The sequence below is a fragment of the Thermomonospora catenispora genome (assembly GCF_006363815.1).
Taxonomy (GTDB): domain Bacteria; phylum Actinomycetota; class Actinomycetes; order Streptosporangiales; family Streptosporangiaceae; genus Thermomonospora; species Thermomonospora catenispora.
Window position 1 is genome coordinate 25817 of record NZ_RRYT01000031.1, and the last position, 25695, is coordinate 51511.

Below are 25695 nucleotides of genomic sequence, written 5' to 3' on the forward strand. Positions count from 1 at the left end.
TCGTCCTCCCTCAGGTCCTCTGGCGGCCCTCCGACGCCTCCGCACGGCGCGGCGCACGGTGCTCCAGGGCGGCCCGCAGCTGCGCCCGCCCGCGATGGATCCTGCTGCGCACCGTGCCGAGCTTCACGCCCAGTGTGGCGGCGATCTCCTCATAGGACAGACCCTCGATGTCGCACAGCACCACGGCCGCACGGTACTCCGGCGCCAGGGCGTCCAGCGCGGCCTGCACGTCGGCGTCGAGCCTGCTGTCGTCATAGGCCTGCGCCGGGGTGGGCTCGCGCCCCTGCAGCCGATCCGCCGCGTCGTCGGCCAGGCCCTCGAAGCGGATGCGCTGCCTACGGCGCGCCATGTCGAGGAAGAGGTTGGTGGTGATCCGGTGCAGCCAGCCCTCGAAGGTGCCCGGGGTGTAGTTCGACAGCGACCGGAACACCCGGACGAAGACCTCTTGGGTGAGGTCCTCGGCGTCGTGCGGGTTGCCGGTCAGTCGATAAGCGAGCCGGTACACCCGCCCAGAGTGCTCCCGCACGACCTCGTCCCATGACGGAGGTTCCCATCGGGCCTCCGGCGCATGGTCGCGATCGCGCGCCGCGACCCCCCCGGTCAGCGACAGCGCCGCGACGTTCATGGGCGTACCTCCAGCGCTCTGCCTGCCATGGCCGTTCCTCTCTGCCGACAGAAGTTGCCGCGCCGAGACGACACGGTCACGCCTGGGCTGGGCGTTCATGAACCGACTCAAGGGTCTCAACGTCGCAGGGCGCCGTTTGGTTCCCGAATGCGGTCGCCGCTTTTTAAGATCTGCGCAATTCAGTCAACGGCGGGTTTGGTCCCCGAGTGCGCGGTCGCGGTCCCACGACCGAACCTCGATATTGTTCGTCCAGCACACCAGGGCACTGAGGGAGGCAGCCATCGACGCGGTACAGGCCACCCTGGCTTTCGTGGAGGAATACCTCCCCGAGGACGAGGCGCTGCTCAACGCCCGCCGGCTCGGCGAGGAGGCGGGCGCGACGCCGATCGGCCCGGCCGGCGGGGCGGCGCTGCGCTTCCTGGCCGCCATGCTGGACGCACGGACCGTGGTGGAGATCGGCTCCGGATGCGGGGTCTCCGGCATCTGGCTGCTGCGCGGCATGCGCCCGGACGGCGTGCTGACCAGCGTCGATCTGGAGCTGGCCCACCAGCGGCTGGCCAAGGAGGCGTACGCGGCGGCCGGGTTCAGCCCTTCGCGCACCCGGATGATCGTGGGCCGGGCGCTGGACGTGCTGCCCCGGCTCACCGACGGCGCCTACGACATGGTGTTCTGCGACGCCGCCAAGGAGGAGTACCCCGACTATCTGACCGCGGCGCTGCGGCTGCTGCGGCCCGGCGGAGTCGTCGCGTTCGACAACGCCCTGTGGCACCATCGCGTCGCCGATCCGAGCCGCCGGGACCCGGAGACCGAGGCGATCCGCGAGACCGTCCGCATGGTCCGCGACGACGAACGCCTGGTGCCCCTGCTGCTCCCGGTGGGGGACGGCCTGCTGTGCGCCCTCAAGCGCGAGTGAGCTTCCCGCCGCCGGACCGACGGCGTCGGGTCGGCGGCCGCGGACGCGCCGCGACGCCCGCCCCGCCGGACGCGGCCCCTCCCCCTGCGCGAGGGCCGCACGGACCGCGCACCGCCGGGCCGTCGCGGACCGTCGCCCTCCCCGGCCGGGCGCGACCGCCGGGTCCGCGGCCCGAGGGCCGGCGCGGCGAGGGGTCAGCGGGCGGTGAGGAAGTTCAGCAGGAGGCGGACCCCGTAGCCGGTGGCGCCCTTGGTGAGCTCGGCCTCGTCGGAGGTGGAGCGGGCGGGGCCGGCGATGTCGAGATGGGCCCAGGGCCGCTTGCCGACGAACTCCCGGAGGAACAGGGCGGCCATGATGGCGCCGCCGCCGTAGCCGCGGCGCTCGATGTTGGCCACGTCGGCGACCTGGGAGTCCAGACCCGGACGGTAGTCGTCGATGAGGGGCATCCGCCACACCGGCTCACCGGAGGCCTCGCCGGCGGCCAGAAGGTCGGCGGCGAGGGCGTCGTCGGTGGCGAACAGGGCGGCGTGCCGCAGCCCCAGCGCGACCTTGGCGGCGCCGGTGAGGGTGGCGATGTCGATCACCGCGTCGGGGTCCAGCTCGGCGTCGGCGTAGGCCAGGGCGTCGGCGAGGACCAGCCGCCCCTCGGCGTCGGTGTTGAGCACCTCGCTGGTCTTGCCGCCGTAGTGGGAGATCACGTCGCTGGGCCGCATGGCGCTGCCGGAGAAGGCGTTCTCCGCGGCGGCGACCAGGCCGGTGACCTTGACCGGGGCGTTCAGGGCGGGCAGGGCCCGCAGCACCGCCATGACCGCGCCGGCGGCGGCCATGTCGGTCTTCATCGTCTTCATGTTGTCGGTGGGCTTGAGCGACAGCCCGCCGCTGTCGAACGTGATGCCCTTGCCCACCAGCACCAGATGCCGATCGGCGCCGCCCGCGGGCTCATAGGTCAGCTCGATCAGCCGGGGCGGACGCACCGATCCGGCGCCGACCGCCAGCAGCCCGCCGAATCCCTCGGCGCGCAGGGCGTCCTCGTCGCGGACCCGCACGCCCAGGGAGGCGGCCTCGGCGAACTCCACGGCCCGGTCGGCCAGCCAGGCCGGATCCTTGGCGGTGGAGGGCTCGTTGGCCAGGTCGCGGGCCCGGGCGACGGCCTCCGCGACGATCACGGCGCGGTCCACGGCCGCCCGGTCGGCGGTGCGCACCGTGACGGCGCCGACGGCGCGCCTGCGGGGCTCCTCGCCGATCCAGAACTCGTACGACCCCAGCAGCAGGCCCTCGACGAACGCCGTCAGGTCGCCCTCGGGCGGGACGGCCACCAGGTGCTCCCGGCCCTTGGCGCGGCGGGCCAGCGCGGCGCCGGCGCGGCGCAGCCCGTCCGGCGAGCCGTCGCCCACCCCGTACAGCACCAGCTCCGCGGTGCGGTCGCCGAGGCGCAGGGGGCAGGCCACCACCTCGCCGGCCTCGCCCTTGGCGTCGTGGAACGCCAGCAGCTCGGCCGGGTCCACCGGCGGCGGGACGCCCAGGGCCGCGACATCCGCCTCCGGGCCGGAGCGGACCGGGACGGCCACCAGCTCGGCGCCCTCGGCGAGGGCGATCTCAGCGGCCGGACGGCCGTCATCCACCGGACTGACCCGGGTACGGATCGGCATGCACTCCCCCTGAACCCGCCGCCCGAACGACGGCACCGCCGCAGTGGCGGCCCGTCCGGGCCGCCACTGCGCTTCCTCGGATCAGATGCCGGCCGTCAGCCGACGACGTTCTTGAGCGCGTCGCCCAGCTCGCTGGCCTCTTCAGCGGAGAGCTCGACGACGAGGCGTCCGCCGCCTTCCAGCGGAACGCGCATCACGATGCCGCGCCCCTCCTTGGTCACCTCGAGCGGACCGTCACCCGTCCGCGGCTTCATCGCCGCCATGCGTGCATCCCCTTCCTGCGTAGGGCCGCGTGCCGGACACCTTTGGCCGCGTGGCCGCCGTTCGCATCCGCATCATCAGTAGTAGTCCATTATCCCGTGTTCCGGACGCGAAGTGGTAACGATCAGTCTCCAGACCGTTCCCATCCTGGGACCCGACATCCTGGCCAGAGCACGTTTTCCCATGTCAAAGCCTATATCGCGGCACGGTGCGCGCCACGCCGGCAGCAGCCGAGGAGATGGTCGTCGACCAGGCCGCACGCCTGCATGAGGGCGTACACGGTCGTCGGGCCCACGAAACGGAACCCGCGCCGCTTCAGCTCCCGGGCCAGCGCGGCGGAGCCGGGGGTGGAGGCCGGCACGTCGGCCGAGGTGCGCGGGGCGGGGGCGTCCGGATCGGCGTACCGCCACACCAGGGCGGCCAGCCCCTCGGGCAGCTCCAGCGCGGCCCGGGCGTTGGCGATCGCCGCCTCGATCTTGGCGCGGTTGCGGACGATGCCGGCGTCGGCGAGCAGCCGCTCGACCTCCCGCGGCCCGTAGGCGGCGACCGTCGCCATGTCGAAGCCGGCGAACGCCGCCCGGAACGCCTCCCGCTTGCGCAGGATGGTGAGCCACGACAGACCGGACTGGAACGCCTCCAGGCACAGCCGTTCGTACAGGCCCTGATCGTCGGTGACCGGGCGCCCCCACTCCTGATCGTGGTAGGCGACGTAGTCGGGGGCCGACAGCGCCCACGGACAGCGCGCCAGCCCGTCCGCGCCCACGACCGCCGGGCTCATCGGGCCCCCTCCGCCAGCCGCGCCAGCCGGCGCAGGCTCAGCCGCATCACCGCGCGCACCGGCCGGTGCAGCAGCGCCCAGCCGAGCCGGCCCACCGGCCCCAGCGGCAACTCCAGCCGCTCGGTCCACAGCACGACGCTGCCGCCGCCCGACCGCGGAACGATCTCGAACCGGGCCGCGCCGCGCACCGCCCGCCCGGTGTGCCGCACCGCGACCCGGCGACCCGGCGCCCACTCGGTGATCACCATGGCGTCGGTGAAGCCCACGGGTCCCACGCCGGTCCGCCCCACCAGCCCGGCGCCGACCCCGCGCCCGCCCTCGGCCCGGGTGAACGGCATCCACTCGATGTGCCGCGGCCAGTCGGTGAGCACCTCGAACACCGTCTCGGCGGGCGCGGCGCAGACCGCCTCGGCGCCGACCGACACCCGGCTCACCGGGACTCCTCCTCCACCGGGCGCTCCGCGAACGGCGAGGAGAGCGGCCCCGGCCCGTCGGGCGGGGTCGGCTCCGTCCCGATCTCCTCCTCCTCGTCCGGACGCGCCGTCGGCCGCGCCTCCTCCGCCGGCCCCTCCCGCCCCTCCCGGGCGGCGCCGGCGCAGCGGCGGCGCAGCTCCGCCAGCTCCCGCTCCAGCTCCGCCAGCCGGGCGTCGCGTTCGTCCAGCGCATAGGCCAGCCGGTGCAGCGCCTCGTCGGCGATCTCGGTCTGGTAGCCCCACAACCCGTGCGGCAGGTGCAGGTACCGCACGTCCGAACCGGTCAGCCGCCGTCCGGTGGGCATCTGCAGGGGCGGGACGTCCGGACGCGCCTCGCTCAGCTCGCCGCCCCGGCCCACGGCGATGGCGACGACCGCCGCCAGCACGGCCAGGCCGGCCAGGACGAGGACCACCAGCACGATGTCGCTCCCCTCGGTTCGGGCTCCCACCGGGGATCGTGCCACGATCGGAGCATGCAGTTGCGGCTTGCCTCGAGGGTGCTCGGCGCCGGCGATCCGGCGATCTGGCTGACCGGCCCGATCGACGGGGCCGAGGACATCCCGGAGGGCGTGGACATCGTCACCTCGACCCGGCCCGAGCTCGCCGAGGCGGGACCCGCGGTCGCGATGACCGTCCCCGTCCCAGCCTATGCCGCCCCCGATCTGTACGTGGGGGACGAGCTGGCCGAGGAGGCGGCGAGGGCCGGGAGCGGGCTGATATGCCGGGATCCGCAGCGCGCGCTGAAGGCGGGGGTGCGGCCGGACGGCCTGATCGTGGACGTGGGGCCGCGGCCCTCGGTGCGGCGGATCGAGGAGATCGCCGGGGACGGGCTCGCCGTCCTGGTGCGCCTCGACGACGAGCCCGTCCGGGAGGATCCCGGCCGGCTGGCCGCGATCTCCGTCCACGCCTGGCTGGGCGTCCGCGTGTTCGCGGTGACGGCGCCGGACGTGCCGGCGGTCCGGCAGGTCCTCGACATGGTCGCTGCGATCAAGGGGGACCGTCCCCCCAAGCTGTCCCGGCGCGGCCTGGCCTAGCCGCCCCCTCCCCCGCTCCGGTGCGCCCGAGCGGACGCCCGGGCTCACGGCTCGGCTTCGGCGTAGTCCTCCGCGGTGGGCTTCAACGGGATCTGCCGGCCTTCGAGAAGGTCGAAGGCCTCCTCCAGCGAGGCGGTCCAGCCGATGGCGTCGAAGAGCCCGGGGCGGGTGAAGCCCTGCTCGGTGAGCCGGATCATCAGCTCCCGCAGCGGGTCGTACACCCCGTAGGGGTCGAGGATGACCAGCGGCTTGTCGTGCATGCCCAGCACCCGGGAGGTCCAGACCTCCATCAGCTCCTCCAGGGTGCCGATGCCGCCGGGCAGCACCAGGAAGGCGTCGCTGCGCCGGTCCATCTCGCCCTTGCGGGACCGCATGTCGGGGGTGACGATCAGCTCGTCGTTGTCCTCGTCGGCGATCTCGACGCTGACCAGCGCCTCGGGGATGACTCCGACGGTGCGGGCGCCGCCGGCCCGGGCGGCCCGGGCGACCGCGCCCATGCAGGAGATCCGGGCGCCGCCGCTGACCAGCGAGTGACCGCGCCGGGCCAGTTCGGTCCCGACCCGTTCGGCGAGATCGATGAAACGTCTGTCGATCCGGTTGCTGGAGGCGCAGAACACGCAGACGGCCAGACCGCCCATCAGCGGACCGCCTCGTCGGCCGACCGGCCCGCCGCGGACTCCTCCAGCCGCCGTCGGTGCTCGGCGTGCGCGTCCAGGATCACCTGGACGGCCTCGGCCGGGTCGTCGGTCAGGTGCACCAGCTCCAGATCGCTCTCGTGGATCTTGCCAGCGGGCAGCATCACGCTCTTGATCCAGTCCAGCAGGCCGCCCCAGAAGGCGCTGCCGACCAGCACGATCGGGAACCGGGTGACCTTGCGGGTCTGCACCAGGGTGAGCGCCTCGAACAGCTCGTCCATGGTGCCGAACCCGCCGGGCAGCACCACGAACGCCTGGGAGTACTTGACGAACATCGTCTTGCGGACGAAGAAGTACCGGAACTCCAGGCCGATATCGAGATAGTCGTTCAACCGCTGTTCGAACGGCAGCTCGATGCCGAGCCCGACTGACACGCCGCCGGCCTCGGCGGCGCCCTTGTTGGCGGCCTCCATGATCCCGGGACCGCCGCCGGTGATCACCGCGTATCCCGCCTCGGCCAGCCGGCGGCCGATCTCCACGCCGAGCCGGTACTCGTCCGAGTCCGGCGCGGTGCGTGCGGAGCCGAACACGCTGACCGCCCGGCCCAGCTCGGCCAGCAGCCCGAAACCCTCCACGAACTCCGCCTGGATGCGCAGCACGCGCCACGGGTCGGCATGCACCCAGTCCGCCGGCCCCCGGTTGTCCAGCAGTCGCTCGTCGGTGGTGGTCCGCGGAATGGCCTTTCCCCGCAGCATCGCGGGTCCCTGCCGGTGCGTGCGCTTGGTGTTCTCGGAGTTCATGGCGTTCAACGTTAGCCCCCCGGGACCTGACGCACTCAAGTGAAAATCACGGTGCCGCCAGGTGAACGGCACCCTCAGGTGAGCGGCGCCGTCGGGCGCCGCCTGGTGAACGGCCCCGTCGCGCGAACAGTGCCGCCGGGCGAGCGTTCTCGCCGGATGAACGACGCCGTCAGCTGAGCCAGGCCCGCATCCGCTCCTCGCACTCGCGGATGCGCGGAATCTCCACGTACTCGTCCTTGGTGTGCGCCAGCGGCGGGTCGCCCGGGCCGTAGTTGACGGCGGGAACCCCCAGCGCGGAGAACCGCGCCACATCGGTCCACCCCAGCTTGGCGCGCGGGGTCCCGCCGACCGCCGCCACGAAGTCGGCCGCCGCCGGATGATGCAGCCCCGGCCGCGCCGCCTCGGCCGCGTCGACCACCTCGACGGCGAAGCCCGCGAACAGCTCCCGCAGATACGCCTCGGCCTCGGCGAGGGTCTTGTCGGGCGCGAACCGGTAGTTGACGGTGACCGTGCACTCGTCGGGGATCACGTTGCCCGCGACGCCGCCGCGGACGAACACGGCGTTCAGCCCCTCGTGGTACTCCAGCCCGTCCACCACGGGCTTGCGGGGCCGGTAGGCGCGCAGGATGTCGAGGATCTCCCCGGCCCTGTGGATGGCGTTCACCCCCATCCACGACCGTGCGCTGTGGGCGCGTTCGCCCGAGGCGGTCACCTCGACGCGGATGGTGCCCTGGCAGCCGCCCTCGATGGCGGCGCAGGTGGGCTCCATCAGCACCGCGAAGTCGCCCTTGAGCACCTCGGGGCGGGAGGCGGCGAGCCGGGCCAGCCCGTTGCGGGCCTCCTCGACCTCCTCGCACTCATAGAACAGGTACGTCACATCCCGCCGGGGCTCGGTGACGGTGGCGGCGAGCTTGAGCATCACGGCCAGCCCGCTCTTCATGTCGGAGGTCCCGCACCCGTACAGCCGGTCCCCCACCACCTTCGAGGGCAGGTTCCCGTTCACCGGCACCGTGTCCAGATGCCCGGCGATCACCACGCGTTCCGCCCGTCCCAGCTCGGTGCGGGCGATCACCGCGTCCCCGTCCCGCTCCACCCGCAGGTGTCTCAGCGGCGCGAGCGCCTCCTCCACCGCGTCGGCCAGCTCCCTCTCCGATCCGCTCACCGACTCGATGTCGACGACCGCCGCCGTCAGCTCCGCCACATCCGCGCCCAGGTCAAGCCCCATGCCCCCTGACCTTATCGATCCGGCTCCCCGGGCTTCAGGAGGTGGGCCTCCAGGACGTGAGCCCTCAGGACGTGGGCGATCCGCTGGGCCGGCGCCGCGGCAGCTTGGCACACGGACTGCCCACGCTGACCCACATCCGCCCTTCATTGATCAAGCCCGTGAAGTTGGTGCTGTAGCCGTCGGCGGGATTGGCGGCGGAGAACTCTATGAATCCGGCCTCGGAATTGACCCGGAACCCCCGGATCCTCCATCCCCGGGCGGCCAGGGCGTCTCGAGCCTGCCGGAACGCCGGCTCGATTCGCTGCGAAGGAATATTCCTCAGATCGCCATAGGTGACCGCATGGTACGGACTGACACCGAACTCACCATTAGGGAAGACCTCAACTTTATTCTCATCACCGCACGGCATCGGATTCGTCGAATCCGGGATGAGCCGCCCGATCCCCAGCAGCTCACTGAACAAGTCAATGTAATGCCTATTACGAGCCTCCACATCCTCAAAGGCGATCACCCGCGTCGGGACATCCCCCTTTCCCATACCCAACAAAACACCGGACCCGCACCCCGACAACCCCACCGCCAACGCCCCCATGGCAGCCATAAAACAAAGATTGGCACTAAATTTCCGGCGGTCGCTCTCCATGTTCAAGTTTGACCCCTTTGCACTGACCGACGACAACTCTCACCTGATTCTGGAGACTCTCGCCTCCTTCGCCCCAGTAGCCGCTGCGGCCTCGCATATCGGTCGTCATGACATTTCCGTTCCTGACCCACCCGGGCGGCACACCTCACTGCGGGTCTCGCGAGTCGAGCCGGGGTCGGTGCACGAGACCTGCACCCCGCCCGCACCCCGCGTCGCCGACGCCCGGGCGTCCCCATCCCCGCTGGATGCCGACACCCACGCCGACAACCGGCTGCTGCACAGCCTCTGCGCCACGCAAATCAGACCCGTCCCGCCACATGGTCCGCCGGGGTGCGAGCCCGTGCGATTACCGCCTCTTTTTTCCATCCCCAGTAGGCGCGCGATCCCGCCAGCATGCCGATAATCAGGTCATCCTTCGATATCTCCACTCTAAGATTCACCTGGCGATGGCTCCAGCAGCACCTCTTGGGCATTCAACCGCATGTCATGCAGGCGGCCTGCAAAATCGATGCGCAATCCCTCAAGGCTGGGGCGAATGTCCCGCTCCCGCACTCGCCGCCGCATCCCCTGTTGAAATTCGTCGCCCTCCACCATCGCCGCTTCCGCTGCCTCCGCCTTCGCCCGAGTCCGCTCAATCATCTCAACGAGCTCATCTCGACGGGCTCGCAGACAGTCGACACCGGACTTCCGCTCGCACATCACGGAATTTCCGCCTCCCATGGGCGACCCGTATCCGACCGGTCAGGAGATGCGACGGTGAGACACTGCTGCAACTCATCGGCTTCCGACATCAGCCGAGCGGTCGCAGGCGTCAACGAGTCCACCGTGAGCGGATCCGGTTCGCTCAGGCCGGATTCATCCCCCAGGAATCCATAACCTTCACAGGGCCCTCAAATCCCTCACCGGGCTTCTGGGGATCCCGCTGGGAGTCAAGTTCAGAGCACAGTTCCTCTCCGCTGTGCAGTGGCGACGGCTCTTCGGCGTGCCCGACTGTGGGGGCAATGCCTCCCTCTAGGGAAGGACTTGCGAACTCACCTGCCCGCTCCTCTTCAGGGAAAGCGCCTGCGGCACGACATCGCCGCCTTACGACGGGCCCGAGCCTCCTCCTCGCCGATAGGCGCATATGGCGTGGCCGCATTGAGCAGTCTGGCCGGACGGTTCGTACCGCTCTCACCTCCCGGCACGGGCCGACCCTCTCCGGACACCTCTTGCAGAGTCATTCAGCCGATGCCGAACCGGCACTCTTTTCAAGAGGGTCATATAGCGCAGTTGACTCGAATCAACTCAGACTGTATACCCACGCCCTAACCGCGTCCACTTCCATGTGCATTCAGTAAGTGGACGCCTAACATCCCCTGCTGGGAGGCACGGCCGACCACAGACATTTCCATGCAGGTGATCGACCTGCCGCAAGCGAGCTGGAGGAGCGAAGTGAAGAACCGCCGCCCGCTGCACGACGGTTATTGGCCGGATCCGGTCAGCGAGCCGTCGTTCCCGTCCGAAGCGGCCCGCACGGGGCGGCGGCGTTCATCAAGACATGCAGCTGGGGTCGGGCGGCCTCATCTGGCCGCCCGACCCCAGCGCGAGAAGAAGATCAGGCGTTGGCGCCGTGCTCGCGGAGGATCTCGTTGAGGGCCAGCTTGTCGTGCTGCTGGCCTTCCTCCAGGCGCTTGAGGACGAGCAGGCAGGGCATGCCGAACTCGCCGCCGGGGAACTTCTTGGGCCGGGTGCCGCTGACGCACACCGACCAGGCCGGGGCCTCGCCGCGCGGCAGCTCCTCGCCGGTCTCCACGTCGAAGACCCGGGTGGTCTTGGTGAGGATGGCGCCTGCCCCCAGCTTGGCGCCGCGGCGGACCCGGGCGCCGTCCACGACCATGCAGCGCGAGCCGATGAAGGCGTCGTCCTCGACCACGACCGGGACGGCGTTCGGAGGCTCGAGCACACCGCCGATGCCGACGCCGCCGGAGAGGTGGACGTTCTTGCCGATCTGGGCACAGGAGCCGACGGTGGCCCAGGTGTCGACCATGGTGCCGGAGTCGACATAGGCGCCGATGTTGGTGAACGAGGGCATCAGCACCACGCCGGGGGCCAGGTAGGCGCCCCAACGGGCGATGGCGCCGGGCACGACGCGCACGCCCTCCATGCGGGTCTTGAGCGGGATCCGGTCGTGGTAGTGGAAGTCGCCGACCTGGGCGCGCACCATGCCGAGGACCTTGAAGCTCAGCAGGATGGCCCGCTTGGCCCGCTCATCGACCACGACCTCGTCGGTGGCGGGGTCGACGAAGGCGACCCGGGCCTGGCCGGTGTCGATCTGGTCCACGGCGGCGACGATGGCCGCGCGGGCCTCGCTGTCGTCGGGGCTGAGCTGGTCCCGCCGCTCCCACAGCTCGTCGATGACGCCGGGGATCGGGCTGGTGAACGTATCGGTCATGACAGGTGAGCTTAGTGGGGTCGATCAGCCGGTACGGTCGTGGTGTGCGGGGTTGGGATTGGAGACGCTGGCGCCCGACCGCCGTTGTGCTCTCTCTTGTGGCGGCCTTGGGCGCGAGCGGTTACGCGGTATGGACATATGCCCGGCCGTACCTGCACGGGTCCAACTGCGAGGTGCGCACCGCCGAGGGCTCGGTGCCGCTCGACCTGGAACAGGCGGCCAACGCGGCGACGATCGCGGGTGTGGCGTTCCGCAAGTCGCTGCCCGAACGCGCAGTGGTGATCGCCTACGCGACGGCGATCCAGGAGTCGCACATCCGCAATCTGGCCGGTGGCGACCGGGACTCGGTCGGCATCTTCCAGCAGCGCCCCTCCCAAGGCTGGGGCCGGGTGGAGCAGCTGCGCGACCCGGTGTACGCGACCAGCAAGTTCTATGACGCGCTGGTGAAGGTGAAGGACTATCTGGACCGGGATCTGCACGACGCCGCCCAGGCGGTGCAGCGCAGCGCGGACGGCACCGCGTACGCGCCGCACGAGCCGCGCGCCAAGCAGCTCGCCGAGGCCTACACCGGCCGCCGCCCGGCGGCGGTCCGCTGCTGGTTCTCCCCCGGGAAGCGGGTCGAGCCCCGGCTGCCGGAGGCGATGCGCGCCCTGCACAAGACGTTCGGCACGAGCAAGCTGCCGGTGACGCGGGACGGCGACCGGTACCGGATCAAGGTCCCCACCCGCCGGGCCGGCTGGGCGGTCGCCTCCTGGGCGGTCTCGCACGCCCAGCCCCACGGCATCTCCGAGGTCCGGTTCGCCGGCCTGCACTGGGAGGCCGAGGCCGGCCACGACGGCTGGACCGAGCACGACGAGGCCCCCGCCACCCACGTCATCGTCCGCTGAGATCCGCCGAGGCGCACGGGTCCCGTGCATCCGGCGCGGCGCCGGGTCGCGGCGTTCGCCCGTGCCCGTGGGATCGTGCGCCCCGGCGCCGCCGGCCGAGACGGCCGATCGCCCCTGCGACGCGACGCCGGGGACGCTGCGCGCACGCCGACGCGTCCCCGGCGGGCGGAGCGTCACACGCCCAGCGAACGGCCGATGATCTCCTTCATGATCTCGGTGGTGCCGCCGAAGATGGTCTGGATGCGGACGTCCTGGTAGGCCTTGGCGATCGGGTACTCGAGCATGTAGCCGTAGCCGCCGTGGAGCTGGACGCAGCGGTCGACGACCGACTTGCACAGCTCGGTGTTCCAGTACTTGAGCATGGCCGCCTCCTCGGCGGTCAGCTCGCCGGCGACCTGCTTGAGCACGCACTGCTCGGTGAAGGCCCGGGCGACGGTCAGCTCGGTCTTCATCTCCGCCAGCAGGAAGCGGTTGTGCTGGAACTTGCCGATGGGACGGCCGAACGCCTCGCGGGTCTTGCAGTACTCCAGGGTCTGCTCGAAGGCGGCCTCGGCGCCGGCCAGGGCGGAGGCGCCGATGGACAGGCGCTCGCGGGCCAGGTTCTGCATCAGGTAGATGAAGCCCATGCCCTCCTCGCCGAGGAGGTTCTCCTCGGGCACCCGCACGTTGTCGAAGAACAGCTCGGCGGTGTCCTGGGCGTGCATGCCGACCTTGTCGAGGTTGCGGCCGCGGGTGAAGCCCTCCATGCCGCGTTCGACCACCAGCAGGCTCACCCCGCGCGCCCCGGCCGAGGGGTCGGTCTTGGCGGCCACGATGACCAGGTCGGCGAGGATGCCGTTGGAGATGAAGGTCTTGGAGCCGTTGAGGACGTAGTGGTCGCCGTCCTTGATCGCGGTGGTCTTGATGCCCTGCAGGTCGGAGCCGGCGCCGGGCTCGGTCATCGCGATGGCGGTGATGATCTCACCGGAGCAGTAGCCGGGCAGCCAGCGCCGCTTCTGCTCCTCGGTGCACAGCTTCAGCAGGTAGGAGCCGTTGATGTCGTTGTGGACGGCGAACCCGGGGCCGTGCGCGCCGACCTTGGCCATCTCCTCGTTGAGGATCATGTAGTAGCGGTAGTCGTCGATGCCGCCGCCGCCGTACTCCTCCGGGACCTCGATGCCGAGCAGCCCTTGGCGACCCGCGGCCAGCCACACGTCGCGGGAGACGATGCCGTCCTTCTCCCACTGCTCGTGGTACGGAGCGACCTCCTTCTCGATGAAAGACCGCACCATGTCGCGGAAGGCCTCGTGCTCCTCGGTAAAGATCTCTCCCATCCGGCGGGTCTCCTCACCGTGTAAGTAAATCCTGATGCAGAGTTAATGTAACACCGGAACTGTCACATAAGGGAGGGGCGTATGGAGCTCACGGTTGACGAGCTGGCCTCCCGCGCCGGGGTGTCGGTCCGGACCGTGCGCTACTACGCCGGCCGTGGCCTGCTGCCGCCGCCGCGCCTGCGCGGACGCACCGGGCTGTACGGGCCCGAGCACCTGGCCCGCCTGGAACTGGTCCGCGAGCTGCAGTCGCTCGGGCTGACGCTGGCCGCCATCGAACGCCATCTCCAGCGCATCCCCCTCGACGCCTCCCCCGAGGACCTGGCGCTGCAGCGCGCCCTGCTGTCGCCGTGGGCGCCCGGCCGCCCCGAGGAGATGGACCGGCACGAGCTGGACCGCCGCGTCGGGCGCCACCTGAGCGACGAGACCGTCAAGCGGCTGGCGGCGCTGGGCGTGGTGGAGGAGCTGTCCGGCGACCGGATCCGGGTGATCAACCCCGGACTGCTGCGGGTCGGCGTCGAGCTCGCCGAGCTGCCCCTCCCGATGGAGACCCTGCTGAACTCGCACGAGGCCGTCGAGCGCCACATCACGGCGCTGGCCGAGGAGCTGCACCGCAACTTCCAGGAGACCGTGGTGCGCCCCTACCGCGAGCGGGGCCGCCGGCCGCAGGAGCGGGAGGTGCTGCTGGCGGTGGCCGCCCGGCTCAAGCCCGTGATGATCCAGTCGCTGGTCACCTCGTTCCAGCAGGCGGTGGACCGGATCCTCCGCAAGACCGTCCCCGACGAGGGGAACGCCTGATCTCCCGGTGCCGGCTCGCCGGCCGACGCCGACCGAAGACCCCTCAGGCGACGCGCCGGAAGACGCCGGACGGCCGTCCTACAGGTCGCGCCACTCCTGCCGCTGGTACTCCACCAGCACCGGCTTGACCAGCGTGTTGATCTGCACGTCGGTGCGCCGCAGGTCCCGGGCGAACACCGTCGAGGCCTGCAGCACCTGCCGGTCCACGAAACGCAGCTCGCCCGCCACGGCCGGATCCACCTCCGGCGTCGGCGCCCGCTCCCCCTCGGCGGCCAGCACGAACCCCCAGTCCCCGAAGCTCGGCACGTCCAGGTGGTAGGGGGTGGTCGCCAGCCCGGCCGCCTCGATGGTCTTCCTGATGCACCAGAACGACCTGGGGGCGAAGAACGGCGACCCCGACTGCACGACCGCCCGGCCGCCCGGCGCCAGCGCCCGCCGCAGCATCCCGTAGAACTCCTGGGAGTACAGCTTGGCGGTGGACACGTCGTCGGGGTCGGGGAAGTCCACGATCACCGCGTCGAACCCGGCCGCCTCCCGCGCCGCCCGCCGGCGCAGCCAGGTGAAGGCGTCCTCGTTGACCACCCGTACCCGGGGGTCGTCGAAGGCGTGCCGGTTCAGCTCGGCCAGCTCCCGGTAGGTGCGCGCCAGGCGGATCATCTCCGGGTCCAGCTCCACCAGCGTCACCTGCCGCACGTCGCGGTACCGCAGCACCTCCCGCAGCCCCAGCCCGTCCCCGCCGCCGAGGATCAGCACGTTCTCCCGCCTGCCCGCCATCGCCGGATGCACCAGCGCCTCGTGGTAGCGATACTCGTCGATCGAGGAGAACTGCAGGTCGCCGTTCAGGAACAGCCGCAGGTCCGCCCGTCCCGACAGCCGGAGCGACCGGGTGATCACGATCTCCTGATACGGCGTCCGCCGGGCCAGCGCGATCGGGTCCCGGTACAGCGCCTGCCGCGCCGAGATCTCGAACCGGTCCGCCAGCGCGTACGTGCCGCCCAGCACCACCAGCACGCCCGCCAGCCCGATCCACAGCGCTGTCCGCGTCCCGCGCCGCACCTGGCCGCGGAACAGCCACAGCACCACCGTCATGCCCGCGACGGCGTTGCCCGCCCCCACCAGCAGCGCGCCCTTGACGTGCCCGAAGGTCGGCAGCAGCAGGAACGGGAACGCCAGCCCGCCGATCAGCGCCCCCACGTAGTCGGCGGCGAACAGGTCCGCCACCGCGCTCCCCGCGTCCTGCCGGCGGATCCGCTGCAGCAGCGTCATCAGCAGCGGGATCTCCGCCCCGATCAGCATGCCCACCGCGAACGCCACCACGACCAGCGCCGGCACGTACAGCCCCAGCCAGGCGTACGCCGCGTACAGCGCCAGCACCGACAGCCCGCCCAGCAGCGCCAGCGCCCCCTCGACCCCGGCGAACGCGACCACCGCGTGCCGCTGCAGGGGTTTGGCCGCCAGCGACCCGACCCCCATCGCGAACACCATCACCGACAGCACGATCGACGCCTGGGTCACCGAGTTGCCGATCAGGTAGCTGCCCAGCGCCACCAGCGCCAGCTCGTACACCAGCCCGCACGCGGCGCAGGCGAACACCGCCGTCAGCACCAGCGCCCGGGCCAGCTCCCGGCGCCTGCGGGAGCCGGGGAGGCCCTCGGGGGCGGGGTCGGCGTCCGGAGCCCGCTCGGCGGTCCCCACCGCTTTCGCCTCCTTCGGCCGGGACGGCTCCTCGTCGCGGCCGGTCCGGACGCCGTCGTCGTGCTCACCGCGCTGGTCGGCGGTCACCGCATTCCCCCCTCCTGTCCGGCGGCGGACCGCCGGGTGCCTGAACGGTTCACGCCCGCCGCCGCATCCCGGCGACGGCAGGCGTGAGGTCCGCGCGTGCTCCGGGGCCCCGGGCCCGAGGGCGGTGCAGGCCGCCCGTGCGCGGAGCCGTGGTCGCCGCCGCGGAGCGGCTCAGTAGATCGCGGCGGCGACGATGGCGGAGATGGCCAGGTCGGTGACGGCCACGATCCAGCAGGCGGGGGCCATGCCGCCGGAGGGCGCGCCGCCCTCCTCGCCGACCAGGGTGGCGCCCAGCTTGCCCGGGGTGAGCAGGTCGAGCAGGTAGAACGCCAGGGTCATGATGAGGATCCCGAGCACCCCGTACACCGCGGTGCTGACCAGGCCCTCGGCCAGGCCGTCCTCGCTGGTGGTGATGGCGGTGGTGATGATGACGCCGACCCCGGCCAGTTTGGCGGCCAGGATGAGGGCGGCGCCGCGGTTGTGCTCGGTCCAGATCTGCCGGCCCAGCGGGCCGGGGGTGGTGAGCTCCACCACCAGGTATCCCAGGGCCAGCAGGGCGATGCCGACCGCGCCGTACGCCAGCGCGGCCCCGCCCTCCTCGATGATTTCGTTCAGCATCAGGCACTCCTACGGCTGCGTACGGCGGCGACGATGATCCAGGTGAGGCCCGCGGCGATGAGCACGCCGCCGATCCCCATCCACACATAGCGGGCGACCCCCGGCGGAGTGGGCTTGTCCCCGGGCAGCGGCTCCGAGGCCGCGGGCTGCGGCACCTGCGGGGCGGCGCCCTTCTCGGCGACGATCATGGGCAGCACCCCGACGGCGTCGGCGAGCCGGGCGGTGGCCTGGGAGCCGAGCAGGTCGGACCGGGTGATCCCGGCCCGCCGCAGAGCGTCCTCGCCGATCGAGATCTGCAGGTTGGTCTCGATGTCGATGGAGACCGACGTCCATTTCTCCTCGTAATAGGAGTAGGTGTAGCTCGCGGTGAACACCACCCACCGGGGGCACTGCTGGGGATGCTGGCGGGGGTCCAGCCCGGTGCCGAGGTTGGAGCCCACGTCCGTCTCGTTGTCGTCGTAACGGTCGATGTCGTCGTCGAGATCGGCGGGCGGGGGGACGGCCGGGTTCGCGGGCCGGATGGGGGTGGTGTACTCCCGGTAATCCACGGGGGCGTCGGTGTCGATCTTCCAGCCGTAGCAGATCTTCTGGGCCCGGGTGGCGTCGTTGAGCCGCTCCACCAGGTGTCCGGCGCCCCGGGAGCCGAACAGCCCGCCGCCGACCGGCACGTCGGCGTCGCCCCCGCCTCCCCAGTCGATCAGGTCGGCCACCGTCAGCACGGCGATGATGGCGATGATGGCCACCATGCAGCCCCAGTTGTTCCCATTCTTCTGCGCGCCGCCGGAGCCGCTCACTTGCCGCCTCCTCCCGGACCGCCGCCGCGGAATATGGAGGCCCGCCCGCCGGAACCGCCCCAGCGGCTGCCCACGGAGCTGTGGTGCCGCCGGTAACCCCGGTCGACGTCGTCGACCAGGATCTGGCTGCCGCCCGCGACGGGGAGCACCGCCACGATGTGCTTGGGGTAGCGCAGGAACACCCCGGAGGGCTCATAGATCCTGTCGTTGGGCTTGAACTTGCGGGAGATGGCGGCCGCCACGCTCAGCGGCGACCCGTTCGCCCGATAGACGCCGTCGCCGACTCGGGTGTAGTGCGAGCTGATCCAGCGGTCCGGTGAGGTGTTCCCGCTGAACGCCGCGGCGACCAGCACGATCGTCCCGAGCACGGCCACGATGCCGCCGCCCACGAAATGTCGTCTCACGTGATCTCCAGGAGGGTGCGGGTGACGACGATCTCTCTGGTCTGGGGGTAGGCGTGCCAGGTGCGCCAGCCCAGGGTCCCGGCGACCGGGTCGCCGTCCACGGCGAGCGCGGTCACCGCGTACGGGGATCCGGGGAACGTCCCGGTGAGCGCGTCGTCCCGATCGGCGACCCGTTCGCACAGCCGCCGCACGGCCGCGGCGAACGCCGCCTCGGTGGGATGGGCCTCCACACGGGCCCGGAAACCGTAGGTCCAGCCGTCCACGTCGGCGCGCATCTCCTCGGGCAGCGGCCCGGGGTCGCCGGGGAGGCAGGCGACGGTCTCGCTGACCGGCCCGGCGAGGATCTGGTGGGAGGCTCCGAGCAGGCGCAGCTGCACCCGGATCCCGTCCCGTTCCACCGGCAGCACGGCGAGGGCGTCCAGCGGCTCCAGACCCAGCGCGAACGACAGCGCGTCGGCGCGGGTGTCCAGGTAGGGGGTGTCGAGGGCGGTGCGCACCGCGCTCAGCTTCCCGGGTAGATCGTCATGGTCCCGGCGGGGACGCGTTCACCGACTCCGGCCTCCCAGGCGCCGCCGTCGAACCGTTCGAACGACAGGTAGCGCCCGCCGGGGCCGGCGTAGTCGACGTACTCGACCCGGCCGCCCTCGCCGAGGCCGGTGGTGCCCTCGGTGCGGTACTCGGCGGTGCCGTGCTCCTCGCGCCGGTACTCCACCCCGTCCAGGGTCAGGGTGGGCTTGTCGGGCTTGAGGTCGCCGACGTCGCGTTCGGTCCACCAGACGACCTCCAGGTCGGGATCCTCCTCCACGGAGATCCACACCTTGGCGCCCTCGACGGTGTCGGCGTCGAGCAGGTGCTCGCTCCAGGTGTAGCCGCCTTCCCGCAGCCGCAGCGAGCCGCGCACGAAGTACCGGGTGCCGAGGTATTCGATCAGGTCTCCGGCCTTGATCGCACGGGGGTCGCCGGCGACCTCGCCGACCGAGGCGAACGGGTCGACGGGCCGTGCGGGCTGCGATTGCTCCTGTTGCGGCCGCTCCCCGGTGCGGCGGACCAGGACCGCGATGAGAACGACCAGGGCGATCAGGATCAAGACCAGCAGCACGACCACGGCTGCCTGCATGCCCCACCTCCACCGACGGATTCGGGCCGTTACCCGGCGTGCCGGATCCTACCGATCATGCACGCATCGGACGCAACGCGCATCTGACGCCGGGTGGGGCGATCCGGTTCCCGGAGGGTTACAGGCGGGAGACCGCGGCGTCGATCCGTTCGTCGGTGGCGGTGAAGGCGACCCGGACGTGCCGCGCCCCGGCCGTGCCGTAGAACTCTCCGGGGGCGACGCAGATGCCCAGCTCGGCCAGGTGGGCGACGGTGTCCCAGCAGGGCTCGTCGCGGGTGGCCCACAGGTACAGCGACGCCTCGGAGTGGTCGATGCGGAAGCCGTGCGCCGTCAGCGCCTCCCGCAGCGCCGCCCGCCGCCTGGCGTAGCGGGCCTTCTGCTCCTCCACGTGGGCGTCGTCGCCGTACGCGGCGATCATCGCGGCCTGCACCGGCGCGGGGACCATCATCCCCGCGTGCTTGCGGACCTCCAGCAGCCGCTTGACCACGGCGGGGTCGCCGGTGACGAAGCCAGCCCGGTAGCCGGCCAGGTTGGACCGCTTGGACAGCGAGTGCACCGCCAGCAGCCCTTCGTGGGAGCCGCCGCACACGTCCGGGTGCAGCACCGACACCGGCTGCTTGGCGGGGTCGTCCTCCCAGGCCAGCTCGATGTAGCACTCGTCGCTGACCACCAGCGCGCCGCGTTCGCGGGCCCAGGAGACCACCTTGCGCAGATGCTCGGCGGGCAGCACCCGGCCGGTGGGGTTGGAGGGCGAGTTCACCCAGATGATCGCGGGGTTGACCGGGCCCAGGGTCAGCAGCCCGTCGGCGGCGACCGGCTCGGCCCCCGCCAGCCGGGCGCCCACGTCGTAGGTCGGGTAGGCCAGCGTCGGGAACACCACCCGGTCGCCCGGTCCGACGCCCAGCAGCGTCGGCAGCCAGGCCACCAGCTCCTTGGTGCCGATCACCGGCAGCACCGCGGCCGGGTCGGCGCCCGCCACGCCGAGCCGGCGGCGCAGCCATCCGGCGATCGCCTCGCGCAGCGCGGGCGTGCCGTAGGTCTGCGGATAGCCCGGTGCGTCCGCCGCCTCGGCCAGCGCCCGCCGGATCGGCTCGGGCGTCGGGTCGACGGGCGTGCCGACCGACAGGTCCACCAGCCCGCCGGGATGCTCGGCCGCCCGCCGCTTGTAGGGGGCCAGCCGGTCCCAGGGGAAGTCGGGGAGCGTACGCACCGCTTTTCTCCTCGTTCGTCGTCGGCCCGGCACGGCGCCGGCCCGCCACGTCTCAGGCCGTGGCCCCGAGCGAGGCCACGGCCTGACAGTCGCATGTCAGCGTGCGCGGGCGCTCTCCCGCCGTGCCGCGACGGGAGCCGATCACCTGCGGGGCCGTCCCCCCGCTCCGGTCACGCCTCGGGGAACGTTCCCGGGCCGCCGGTCACTCGTCGGTGTTCTGCGGAGGAAGGGCCGCCACGTAGGGGTGGTCCTTGTCGATCTTGCCCACCTTGGAGGCGCCGCCGGGCGAACCCAGGTCGTCGAAGAACTCCACGTTGACCTTGTAAAATTCCTTCCACTGCTCCGGCACGTCGTCCTCGTAGTAGATGGCCTCGACCGGGCAGACGGGCTCGCACGCACCGCAGTCGACGCACTCGTCCGGGTGGATGTAGAGCTGACGCTTGCCCTCATAGATGCAGTCGACCGGGCATTCCTCGATGCACGCCTTGTCGAGCACGTCTACACAGGGCTGCGCAATGACGTAGGTCACGTCGTGACTCCTCTCGGGTTCTTCCGGCCCCGCCGTGCGCCACGGCTCACCGCACGCTCGCACCCCTAGTATTGCGGGAACGGGACACTTCATTCGACAGGGGGTCCGACTGATGTCCGCCCACTTCGCCGCCCGCTTGGTGGTCTCCGTCTCGGCGGAGGACGTGGGGCGGCGGGTGTCGCTGCGGAGCCGTCTGCCCGACGGGCGGTTCAGCGATGTGGTGGGCGTTCTGGAGTCGTGGGGGGAGGAGGTGCTGACCGTCCGCCGCCGCAACGGCGAGCTGGTCGAACTCCCCCGCGACCACATCGTCGCCGGCAAGGTCGTGCCCGCCGCTCCGCCCCGCCGCCGCTGATCTCCGGCCGCTCCGGCGGCACGCCCGCCGAAAGGGCGGCCTCATCGGGGCGGGAACGACCGGCGCCTACTCCCCGCTCCCGTCCCCGCCTCCGTCTCCGTCGGCTCCGTCCTCGTCCCTCTCGTCCGGGCCGCGTCGGCGCATCGGGGCGACCGGCCCCTCCGGCTCCAGGTCCTCCTCGGGGTCGGGCCCGTGCTCTGCGATCCGCCGCTGGAGCAGGTCGAGGATCTCCTCGGTGGTGAGCGTCCCGCTGGAGGGGCGCAGCCGGCCGGGCAGCACGGCCACCCGGTCGTCGGAGTGCACGACGGCGATGTCCTTCCCCGACCGGTAGGCCGCCACCACCGCCGACCAGGGCACCAGCCGCGTGGCGCGCAGCCCCCGGAACGCCAGCCCGTCGGGCCGCACCTCGATCCGCATGCGCAGCCAGACGCCGACCGCCAGCGCGGAGACCGCCGTCATCAGGAACGTCAGCCACAGCGTCTGCGGACCGCGGACCGCACCCAGCACGGCCAGTCCCACGGCCAGGGCGGTGGAGACGGCCAGCGGTCCTCCGCCGGGGCGGCGCAGCACCAGGGTGCGCGAGGGGTCTTCGGCGGGCATCGGGTCCTCTTCCACGGGCGATGCGGTCATGAAAGGACATGCTCCCGCATCCCGGGCACGGCGGCGGCCGAAGCGCCCGGTCGCATCCGGGCTCCGGGCCGGCGGCCCCCCGCCCCGCCGGGCCGGCGGCCCCCCGCCCCGCCGGGCGGAGCGGGCCTCCCCGGAGCCGCCGGGCGTTCCTCGGCCCGCCCGGCGGGCCCTCGGCCGCCGGATTCTCAGGGCTCTTCCGCCCGGCGATGCCGGTAGGGGGCACCGGGCCGCAGCGGCACGCCGCGGAAGAGGTCGGAGACGGTGACGAGTTCATAGCCCTTCCGGCGCAGCCGCGTCACCAGTTCGGGGGCCGCCGAGACGGTCGGCCCGTGCACGTCGTGCAGCAGGACGATGTCGCCGGGCCGGGTGTCGCGGACGATCTCGTCGACCATCCGCTCCCGCCGTCCGGGCCCGCTCGGGCGCCAGTCCATCGGATCCACGCTCCACATCACCTGCGGCAGGCCCGCCGCCCGGCCGACCCGGGCGTCGGTGACCGCGTACGGGGGCCGGAACACCCTCGGGCGCACCCCCGCCGCCTCGTGCACGGCGTCCTGGGTGCGGTCGATCTCCGCCCTGATCGCCTCCTCCGACAGCCCCGGCAGCCGGGCGTGCGACCAGGTGTGGTTGCCGATCTCGTGCCCCTCGGCGACGATCCGCCGCACCACCGCCGCGTTCGGCCGCACCTGGCGGCCGACGACGAAGAAGGTGACCCGGGCCCGGGTCGGCCGCAGCAGGTCCAGCAGCCGCTCGGTGTGCCGGCCGGGCCCGTCGTCGAACGTCAGCGCCACGCATCGGGCGACGGCGCAGTCCACCGCCCGGGAGGGGGCGGCCCGCGTCGGGGCCCTGGTCGTGGGCCGCGCCGAGGACGGCTGCCGGGTCCGGTCCGCCGCCGCGTGGACGCGATGGCGGTCGTGCCCGCACGCCGACAACGTCGACAGCAGCGCCGTCGACAGCGTCAATCCCACCCCGGCGGTCACCGCGATCCCCGTCGTCCTGTTCAGCACGGCTCACCCCCGATGGCTCTCGCGCCACCGTGGTACCCGTACCGACCGGGACGAATCGGCCGTTCAGCGCTGCGGCCAGTCGGGCACCTGGGGCGGCAGGTCGGTGCTGACCCGCATCGGGAACCGCGCCGGGCGCTTCTCCAGGAACGAGGTGACCCCTTCGGCGGCGTCCGGGGAGGCGCCCATCGCGGCCATCAGCCGCGAGTCGGCCTCGTGGGCGGTCCACGGCGTGGCGGCCGACAGGCCCGACCACATCAGCCGCCGGATCGCCGCCACCGACACCGCGGAGGTGTTGTCGGCGATCTCCCGGGCCAGCGCATAGGCGGCGGGCAGCAGCTCCTCGGGCGCGTACACCTTGGAGACCAGCCGCCCCTGGAGGGCCTCCCGGGCGTCGAAGACCCGGCCGGTCGCCACCCATTCCATGGCCTGCGAGATGCCGACCACGCGGGGCAGGAACCAGCTCGAGGCGGCCTCGGTGACGATGCCGCGCCGGGCGAACACGAACCCGAACTTGGCCTTCTCCGAGGCCAGCCGGATGTCCATCGGCAGCGTCATCGTCACCCCGACGCCCACGGCCGCCCCGTTGAACGCGGCGATCACGGGCTTGAGGCAGCGGGCGATGCGCAGCGCCACCGTCCCGCCGCCGTCCCGGGGGGTGCCGTCCTCCAGCAGGTCGTCGCCGGCGAACATGTCCCGCTGCTTGTCCTTGTTGAAGGTGTCGCCCCCAGCCTCCAGGTCGGCGCCAGCGCAGAACGCCCGCCCCGCCCCGGTCACCACGACCGCCCGCACCTCGTCGTCGGCGTCGATCCGGTCGAACACCTCGAGCAGCTCGTTGCGCATGGTGAACGTGTAGGCGTTCAGCCGGTCGGGCCGGTTGAGGGTCACCGTGGCGATCCGGTCCTTCACCTGGTAGTCGATCTGGGTGTACGTCACCGTGGCCCTCCTCGTGTCGCCGACGTCGCTCGAACGCGATTCTAGGATTACGTTCAAACGGCGGCCGGGCGGCCCGCGCGTCAGCTGCGGGCGGCGGGGAACAGCCGGACGGCCAGGTCCAGCCGCCACTGATCGAGCGTCCCACCGAAGTCCTCGGGCGGGACGGGGGCCAGGTGCTCGCCGTCGCGCCGCAGGCCGACGACCGTCTCGCTCCACCCGGTGGACCGTTCCCCCACCACGTCTCGCAGATCCCCGGGGGTGAACGCGAGGGTCGAGGGCACCTCACCGCCGGAGCGGACGGCGGCGGCCAGCCGGACGGCCAGCACCGCGAGGATCCGCGCCCACGCCCGGCCGAGATACGGGGGCAGACCGGTGACGGCGATCTCCGGCAGGCCGCGCGCCGACAGACCCGAGGTGCGGAGCGTCAGCCCGGCGGGCTCCTCCCGGCCGGTGATGGACACTGCGCCGTTCGTCCCCATGCCGGCACCGTACCGAGGCCGGCCCGAGGCCCCCCCGACCGGGTGGAGGCGACCGAACGTTCCCGTCCGGAAGCCCGGCGTAACGTCTGCGGCGGAGTGATGCATACCCTGCGGCAACCGCCGGTCGAACGGCTTTCCGGTCGGCTAAGTTACGAGCGTGAACTGGGCCGTTGCGACGTACGACTCCGCCTTCGGATACGTCTCCGCGCACGGCGCTCCGCTGGTCGACCTGCTCGATCCGCAGCCGGACGAGCGCATCATCGACCTCGGCTGCGGCACCGGGACGCTCGCGGCCGCCATCGCCGAGCGCGGCGCCACGGTGCTGGGCATCGACGGGTCGCCGGAGATGATCGCGCAGGCGTCGGCCACCTATCCCGACCTGAACTTCGCGGTCGGTGACGCCCACACCTTCACCACCAGCGAGCCGTACGACGCGGTGGCCTCCAACGCCGCGCTGCACTGGATGACCCGCGACCCGGACGCGGTGCTCAAGGCCGTGCACGCCGCGTTGCGTCCCGGCGGCCGGTTCGTCGCCGAGATGGGCGGGGCCGGCAACTGCGCCGAGCTGATCGCCGCGATGCAGACCGCCTGGCGGATCTTCGGTCTGGACGAGCCCGAACTGCCCTGGTACTTCCCCACACCGGCCGAGTACGCCACCCGGCTGGAGAAGGCCGGGTTCACCGTCCGGCTGCTGGAGTACTTCGACCGGCCCACCCGGATGACCGAGGGCCCCAACGGCGCCGCCGACTGGGTCCGGGTGTTCGCCGCCAGCGCGCTCAAAGAGGTCCCGCCGGACATCGTCGAGCCCCTGCTCGCCCGCATCAACGAGCTGGCCGCCCCGGCCCTGCGCCGCGAGTCCGGCTGGGTCGCCGACTACGTCCGCCTCCGCTTCGCGGCCGTGCGCAAGCCCGACAGCAACGCCCCCAAACCGGAGGGCCCCAGCGCCCACGGCCACGGCGCCCACCGGGGCGGCGCCCCGGCGGAGGGCCCGGTCACCATCCGCACCCGACCCGCGGCGCCCGGCCAGGAGCCCGGCGCCCCGCCTCCCCCGGCGCAGGCGCACGGCGCGCCCCCGCAGCAGGGCCCGCAGGGCTCTCCGGCACCGGGTCCCGCCGCCCCCGGCGGACACCCGGGCGGTCCGGGAGGCGCCTCCCACGCCCAGCCGCAGGGGACGCCCGGGGCGTCGGCCGCTCACCCGCCCGGCCCGCACGGCATGTCCGCCGCGCCCCGACCTCCGGCCGGGACCGCGCCGTCCCCGCACGCCCAGCCGCAGGGCGCTCCCCCGGGCACCGGTCATCAGCAGGCCGCCCCCGCGGGCGCGCCCGCCGCATACCCCCACGGGGCTCCCGCCGCCGGGGGGCAGCCGTCCGCGGGCCCCCCG

The 25695-nt window shown here is 72.4% G+C and carries 31 protein-coding genes; 6 read left to right on the plus strand and 25 right to left on the minus strand.

All coding sequences use genetic code 11. The annotated features are described in order from the left end of the window. Positions 1-10: 10 nt before the first annotated feature. Complete coding sequence (gene sigE, locus EIO00_RS19815) at positions 11-625, minus strand: RNA polymerase sigma factor SigE (protein ID WP_175596288.1); 615 nt, start codon at positions 623-625, stop codon at positions 11-13. Between the two features lie 310 nt (positions 626-935). Here sigE and EIO00_RS19820 point away from each other — a divergent pair, with 310 nt between their 5' ends. Next, on the plus strand, positions 936-1538 hold the full coding sequence (locus EIO00_RS19820; protein ID WP_140181173.1) for an O-methyltransferase: 603 nt from the start codon (positions 936-938) through the stop codon (positions 1536-1538). A gap of 194 nt (positions 1539-1732) precedes the next feature. On the opposite strand, the gene EIO00_RS19825 is transcribed toward EIO00_RS19820, so the two are convergent. From EIO00_RS19825 to EIO00_RS19845, 5 genes are all read right to left on the minus strand, one after another. Further along, positions 1733-3187 (minus strand): leucyl aminopeptidase, encoded by a 1455-nt coding sequence (locus EIO00_RS19825; protein WP_140181175.1) that lies wholly within the window; start codon positions 3185-3187, stop codon positions 1733-1735. A 95-nt stretch (positions 3188-3282) separates the two neighbouring features. Then, the gene (locus EIO00_RS19830) at positions 3283-3450 is read right to left on the minus strand and encodes a DUF3117 domain-containing protein (RefSeq protein ID WP_103938117.1); all 168 of its coding nucleotides are present in this window, start codon (positions 3448-3450) and stop codon (positions 3283-3285) included. Between the two features lie 191 nt (positions 3451-3641). Further along, a complete protein-coding gene (locus EIO00_RS19835) occupies positions 3642-4226 on the minus strand; it encodes a DNA-3-methyladenine glycosylase I (protein ID WP_140181177.1) in 585 nt (194 codons plus the stop codon). Further along, positions 4223-4660 carry an SRPBCC family protein gene (locus tag EIO00_RS19840; RefSeq protein ID WP_140181179.1) on the minus strand — a complete coding sequence of 146 codons (438 nt, stop codon included), beginning with the start codon at positions 4658-4660 and terminating at the stop codon, positions 4223-4225. Before EIO00_RS19840 ends, EIO00_RS19835 begins: the two co-directional genes overlap by 4 nt. Beyond that, on the minus strand, positions 4657-5163 hold the full coding sequence (locus EIO00_RS19845; RefSeq protein WP_206664208.1) for a hypothetical protein: 507 nt from the start codon (positions 5161-5163) through the stop codon (positions 4657-4659). The genes EIO00_RS19840 and EIO00_RS19845 overlap by 4 nt, the downstream gene beginning before the upstream one ends. A gap of 9 nt (positions 5164-5172) precedes the next feature. Between EIO00_RS19845 and EIO00_RS19850 the strand changes: the two genes are divergently transcribed. Further along, positions 5173-5733, plus strand: a complete 561-nt coding sequence (locus EIO00_RS19850) for a hypothetical protein (RefSeq protein WP_140181183.1) — start codon at positions 5173-5175, stop codon at positions 5731-5733. A 44-nt stretch (positions 5734-5777) separates the two neighbouring features. Here the strand turns inward: EIO00_RS19850 and EIO00_RS19855 are convergent, their stop codons facing one another. From EIO00_RS19855 to EIO00_RS19880, 6 genes are all read right to left on the minus strand, one after another. Next, entirely contained in the window at positions 5778-6371 is a 594-nt protein-coding gene (locus EIO00_RS19855; protein WP_140181185.1) for an LOG family protein, read from the minus strand. After that, positions 6371-7168, minus strand: a complete 798-nt coding sequence (locus EIO00_RS19860) for an LOG family protein (protein ID WP_140181187.1) — start codon at positions 7166-7168, stop codon at positions 6371-6373. Before EIO00_RS19860 ends, EIO00_RS19855 begins: the two co-directional genes overlap by 1 nt. Positions 7169-7337: 169 nt before the next feature. Then, positions 7338-8393: a succinyl-diaminopimelate desuccinylase gene (gene dapE, locus EIO00_RS19865; RefSeq protein WP_140181189.1), complete on the minus strand. Its 1056-nt coding sequence runs from the start codon at positions 8391-8393 to the stop codon at positions 7338-7340. A gap of 64 nt (positions 8394-8457) precedes the next feature. Further along, the gene (locus EIO00_RS19870) at positions 8458-9042 is read right to left on the minus strand and encodes a hypothetical protein (protein ID WP_140181191.1); all 585 of its coding nucleotides are present in this window, start codon (positions 9040-9042) and stop codon (positions 8458-8460) included. A gap of 423 nt (positions 9043-9465) precedes the next feature. Further along, entirely contained in the window at positions 9466-9675 is a 210-nt protein-coding gene (locus EIO00_RS19875) for a hypothetical protein (RefSeq protein ID WP_140181193.1), read from the minus strand. A 955-nt stretch (positions 9676-10630) separates the two neighbouring features. Beyond that, on the minus strand, positions 10631-11467 hold the full coding sequence (locus EIO00_RS19880; protein WP_140181195.1) for a 2,3,4,5-tetrahydropyridine-2,6-dicarboxylate N-succinyltransferase: 837 nt from the start codon (positions 11465-11467) through the stop codon (positions 10631-10633). A 98-nt stretch (positions 11468-11565) separates the two neighbouring features. Between EIO00_RS19880 and EIO00_RS19885 the strand changes: the two genes are divergently transcribed. Further along, positions 11566-12354: a hypothetical protein gene (locus tag EIO00_RS19885; protein WP_241661478.1), complete on the plus strand. Its 789-nt coding sequence runs from the start codon at positions 11566-11568 to the stop codon at positions 12352-12354. 173 nt (positions 12355-12527) lie between these two features. Here the strand turns inward: EIO00_RS19885 and EIO00_RS19890 are convergent, their stop codons facing one another. Then, positions 12528-13667, minus strand: coding sequence for an acyl-CoA dehydrogenase family protein (locus tag EIO00_RS19890; protein ID WP_140181199.1), 1140 nt, complete (start codon positions 13665-13667; stop codon positions 12528-12530). 81 nt (positions 13668-13748) lie between these two features. On the opposite strand from EIO00_RS19890, the gene EIO00_RS19895 reads away from it, so the two are divergent. Continuing rightward, on the plus strand, positions 13749-14462 hold the full coding sequence (locus EIO00_RS19895; protein WP_140181201.1) for a MerR family transcriptional regulator: 714 nt from the start codon (positions 13749-13751) through the stop codon (positions 14460-14462). Positions 14463-14540: 78 nt separating this feature from the next. Here EIO00_RS19895 and EIO00_RS19900 read toward each other — a convergent pair whose 3' ends face one another. From EIO00_RS19900 to fdxA, 8 genes are all read right to left on the minus strand, one after another. After that, on the minus strand, positions 14541-16082 hold the full coding sequence (locus EIO00_RS19900; protein ID WP_175596289.1) for a polyamine aminopropyltransferase: 1542 nt from the start codon (positions 16080-16082) through the stop codon (positions 14541-14543). Between the two features lie 333 nt (positions 16083-16415). Next, the gene (locus tag EIO00_RS19905) at positions 16416-16862 is read right to left on the minus strand and encodes a DUF350 domain-containing protein (protein WP_140181203.1); all 447 of its coding nucleotides are present in this window, start codon (positions 16860-16862) and stop codon (positions 16416-16418) included. Further along, a complete protein-coding gene (locus tag EIO00_RS19910; RefSeq protein ID WP_140181205.1) occupies positions 16862-17656 on the minus strand; it encodes a hypothetical protein in 795 nt (264 codons plus the stop codon). Before EIO00_RS19910 ends, EIO00_RS19905 begins: the two co-directional genes overlap by 1 nt. Beyond that, on the minus strand, positions 17653-18060 hold the full coding sequence (locus EIO00_RS19915; protein ID WP_140181207.1) for a DUF4247 domain-containing protein: 408 nt from the start codon (positions 18058-18060) through the stop codon (positions 17653-17655). The genes EIO00_RS19910 and EIO00_RS19915 overlap by 4 nt, the downstream gene beginning before the upstream one ends. Continuing rightward, positions 18057-18557 carry a DUF2617 family protein gene (locus EIO00_RS19920; RefSeq protein WP_140181209.1) on the minus strand — a complete coding sequence of 167 codons (501 nt, stop codon included), beginning with the start codon at positions 18555-18557 and terminating at the stop codon, positions 18057-18059. Before EIO00_RS19920 ends, EIO00_RS19915 begins: the two co-directional genes overlap by 4 nt. Before the next feature lie 5 nt (positions 18558-18562). Beyond that, the gene (locus EIO00_RS19925; protein WP_140181211.1) at positions 18563-19177 is read right to left on the minus strand and encodes a DUF4178 domain-containing protein; all 615 of its coding nucleotides are present in this window, start codon (positions 19175-19177) and stop codon (positions 18563-18565) included. Between the two features lie 118 nt (positions 19178-19295). Beyond that, positions 19296-20387 (minus strand): succinyldiaminopimelate transaminase, encoded by a 1092-nt coding sequence (dapC, locus tag EIO00_RS19930; RefSeq protein ID WP_140181214.1) that lies wholly within the window; start codon positions 20385-20387, stop codon positions 19296-19298. 202 nt (positions 20388-20589) lie between these two features. Then, positions 20590-20916, minus strand: coding sequence for a ferredoxin (gene fdxA, locus EIO00_RS19935; RefSeq protein ID WP_140181216.1), 327 nt, complete (start codon positions 20914-20916; stop codon positions 20590-20592). Between the two features lie 112 nt (positions 20917-21028). On the opposite strand from fdxA, the gene EIO00_RS19940 reads away from it, so the two are divergent. Further along, positions 21029-21268, plus strand: a complete 240-nt coding sequence (locus EIO00_RS19940) for a putative acetyltransferase (protein WP_140181218.1) — start codon at positions 21029-21031, stop codon at positions 21266-21268. A gap of 66 nt (positions 21269-21334) precedes the next feature. Here EIO00_RS19940 and EIO00_RS19945 read toward each other — a convergent pair whose 3' ends face one another. From EIO00_RS19945 to EIO00_RS19960, 4 genes are all read right to left on the minus strand, one after another. Continuing rightward, complete coding sequence (locus EIO00_RS19945) at positions 21335-21898, minus strand: PH domain-containing protein (RefSeq protein WP_140181220.1); 564 nt, start codon at positions 21896-21898, stop codon at positions 21335-21337. A gap of 185 nt (positions 21899-22083) precedes the next feature. Beyond that, on the minus strand, positions 22084-22902 hold the full coding sequence (locus EIO00_RS19950) for a polysaccharide deacetylase family protein (protein ID WP_241661479.1): 819 nt from the start codon (positions 22900-22902) through the stop codon (positions 22084-22086). A gap of 63 nt (positions 22903-22965) precedes the next feature. After that, on the minus strand, positions 22966-23835 hold the full coding sequence (locus EIO00_RS19955) for a crotonase/enoyl-CoA hydratase family protein (RefSeq protein WP_140181222.1): 870 nt from the start codon (positions 23833-23835) through the stop codon (positions 22966-22968). An 80-nt stretch (positions 23836-23915) separates the two neighbouring features. Then, on the minus strand, positions 23916-24314 hold the full coding sequence (locus tag EIO00_RS19960; RefSeq protein ID WP_140181224.1) for a hypothetical protein: 399 nt from the start codon (positions 24312-24314) through the stop codon (positions 23916-23918). A 157-nt stretch (positions 24315-24471) separates the two neighbouring features. Between EIO00_RS19960 and EIO00_RS25830 the strand changes: the two genes are divergently transcribed. Then, on the plus strand, positions 24472-25695 hold a 1224-nt coding region (locus tag EIO00_RS25830; protein WP_338325944.1), incomplete at its 3' end, for a methyltransferase domain-containing protein.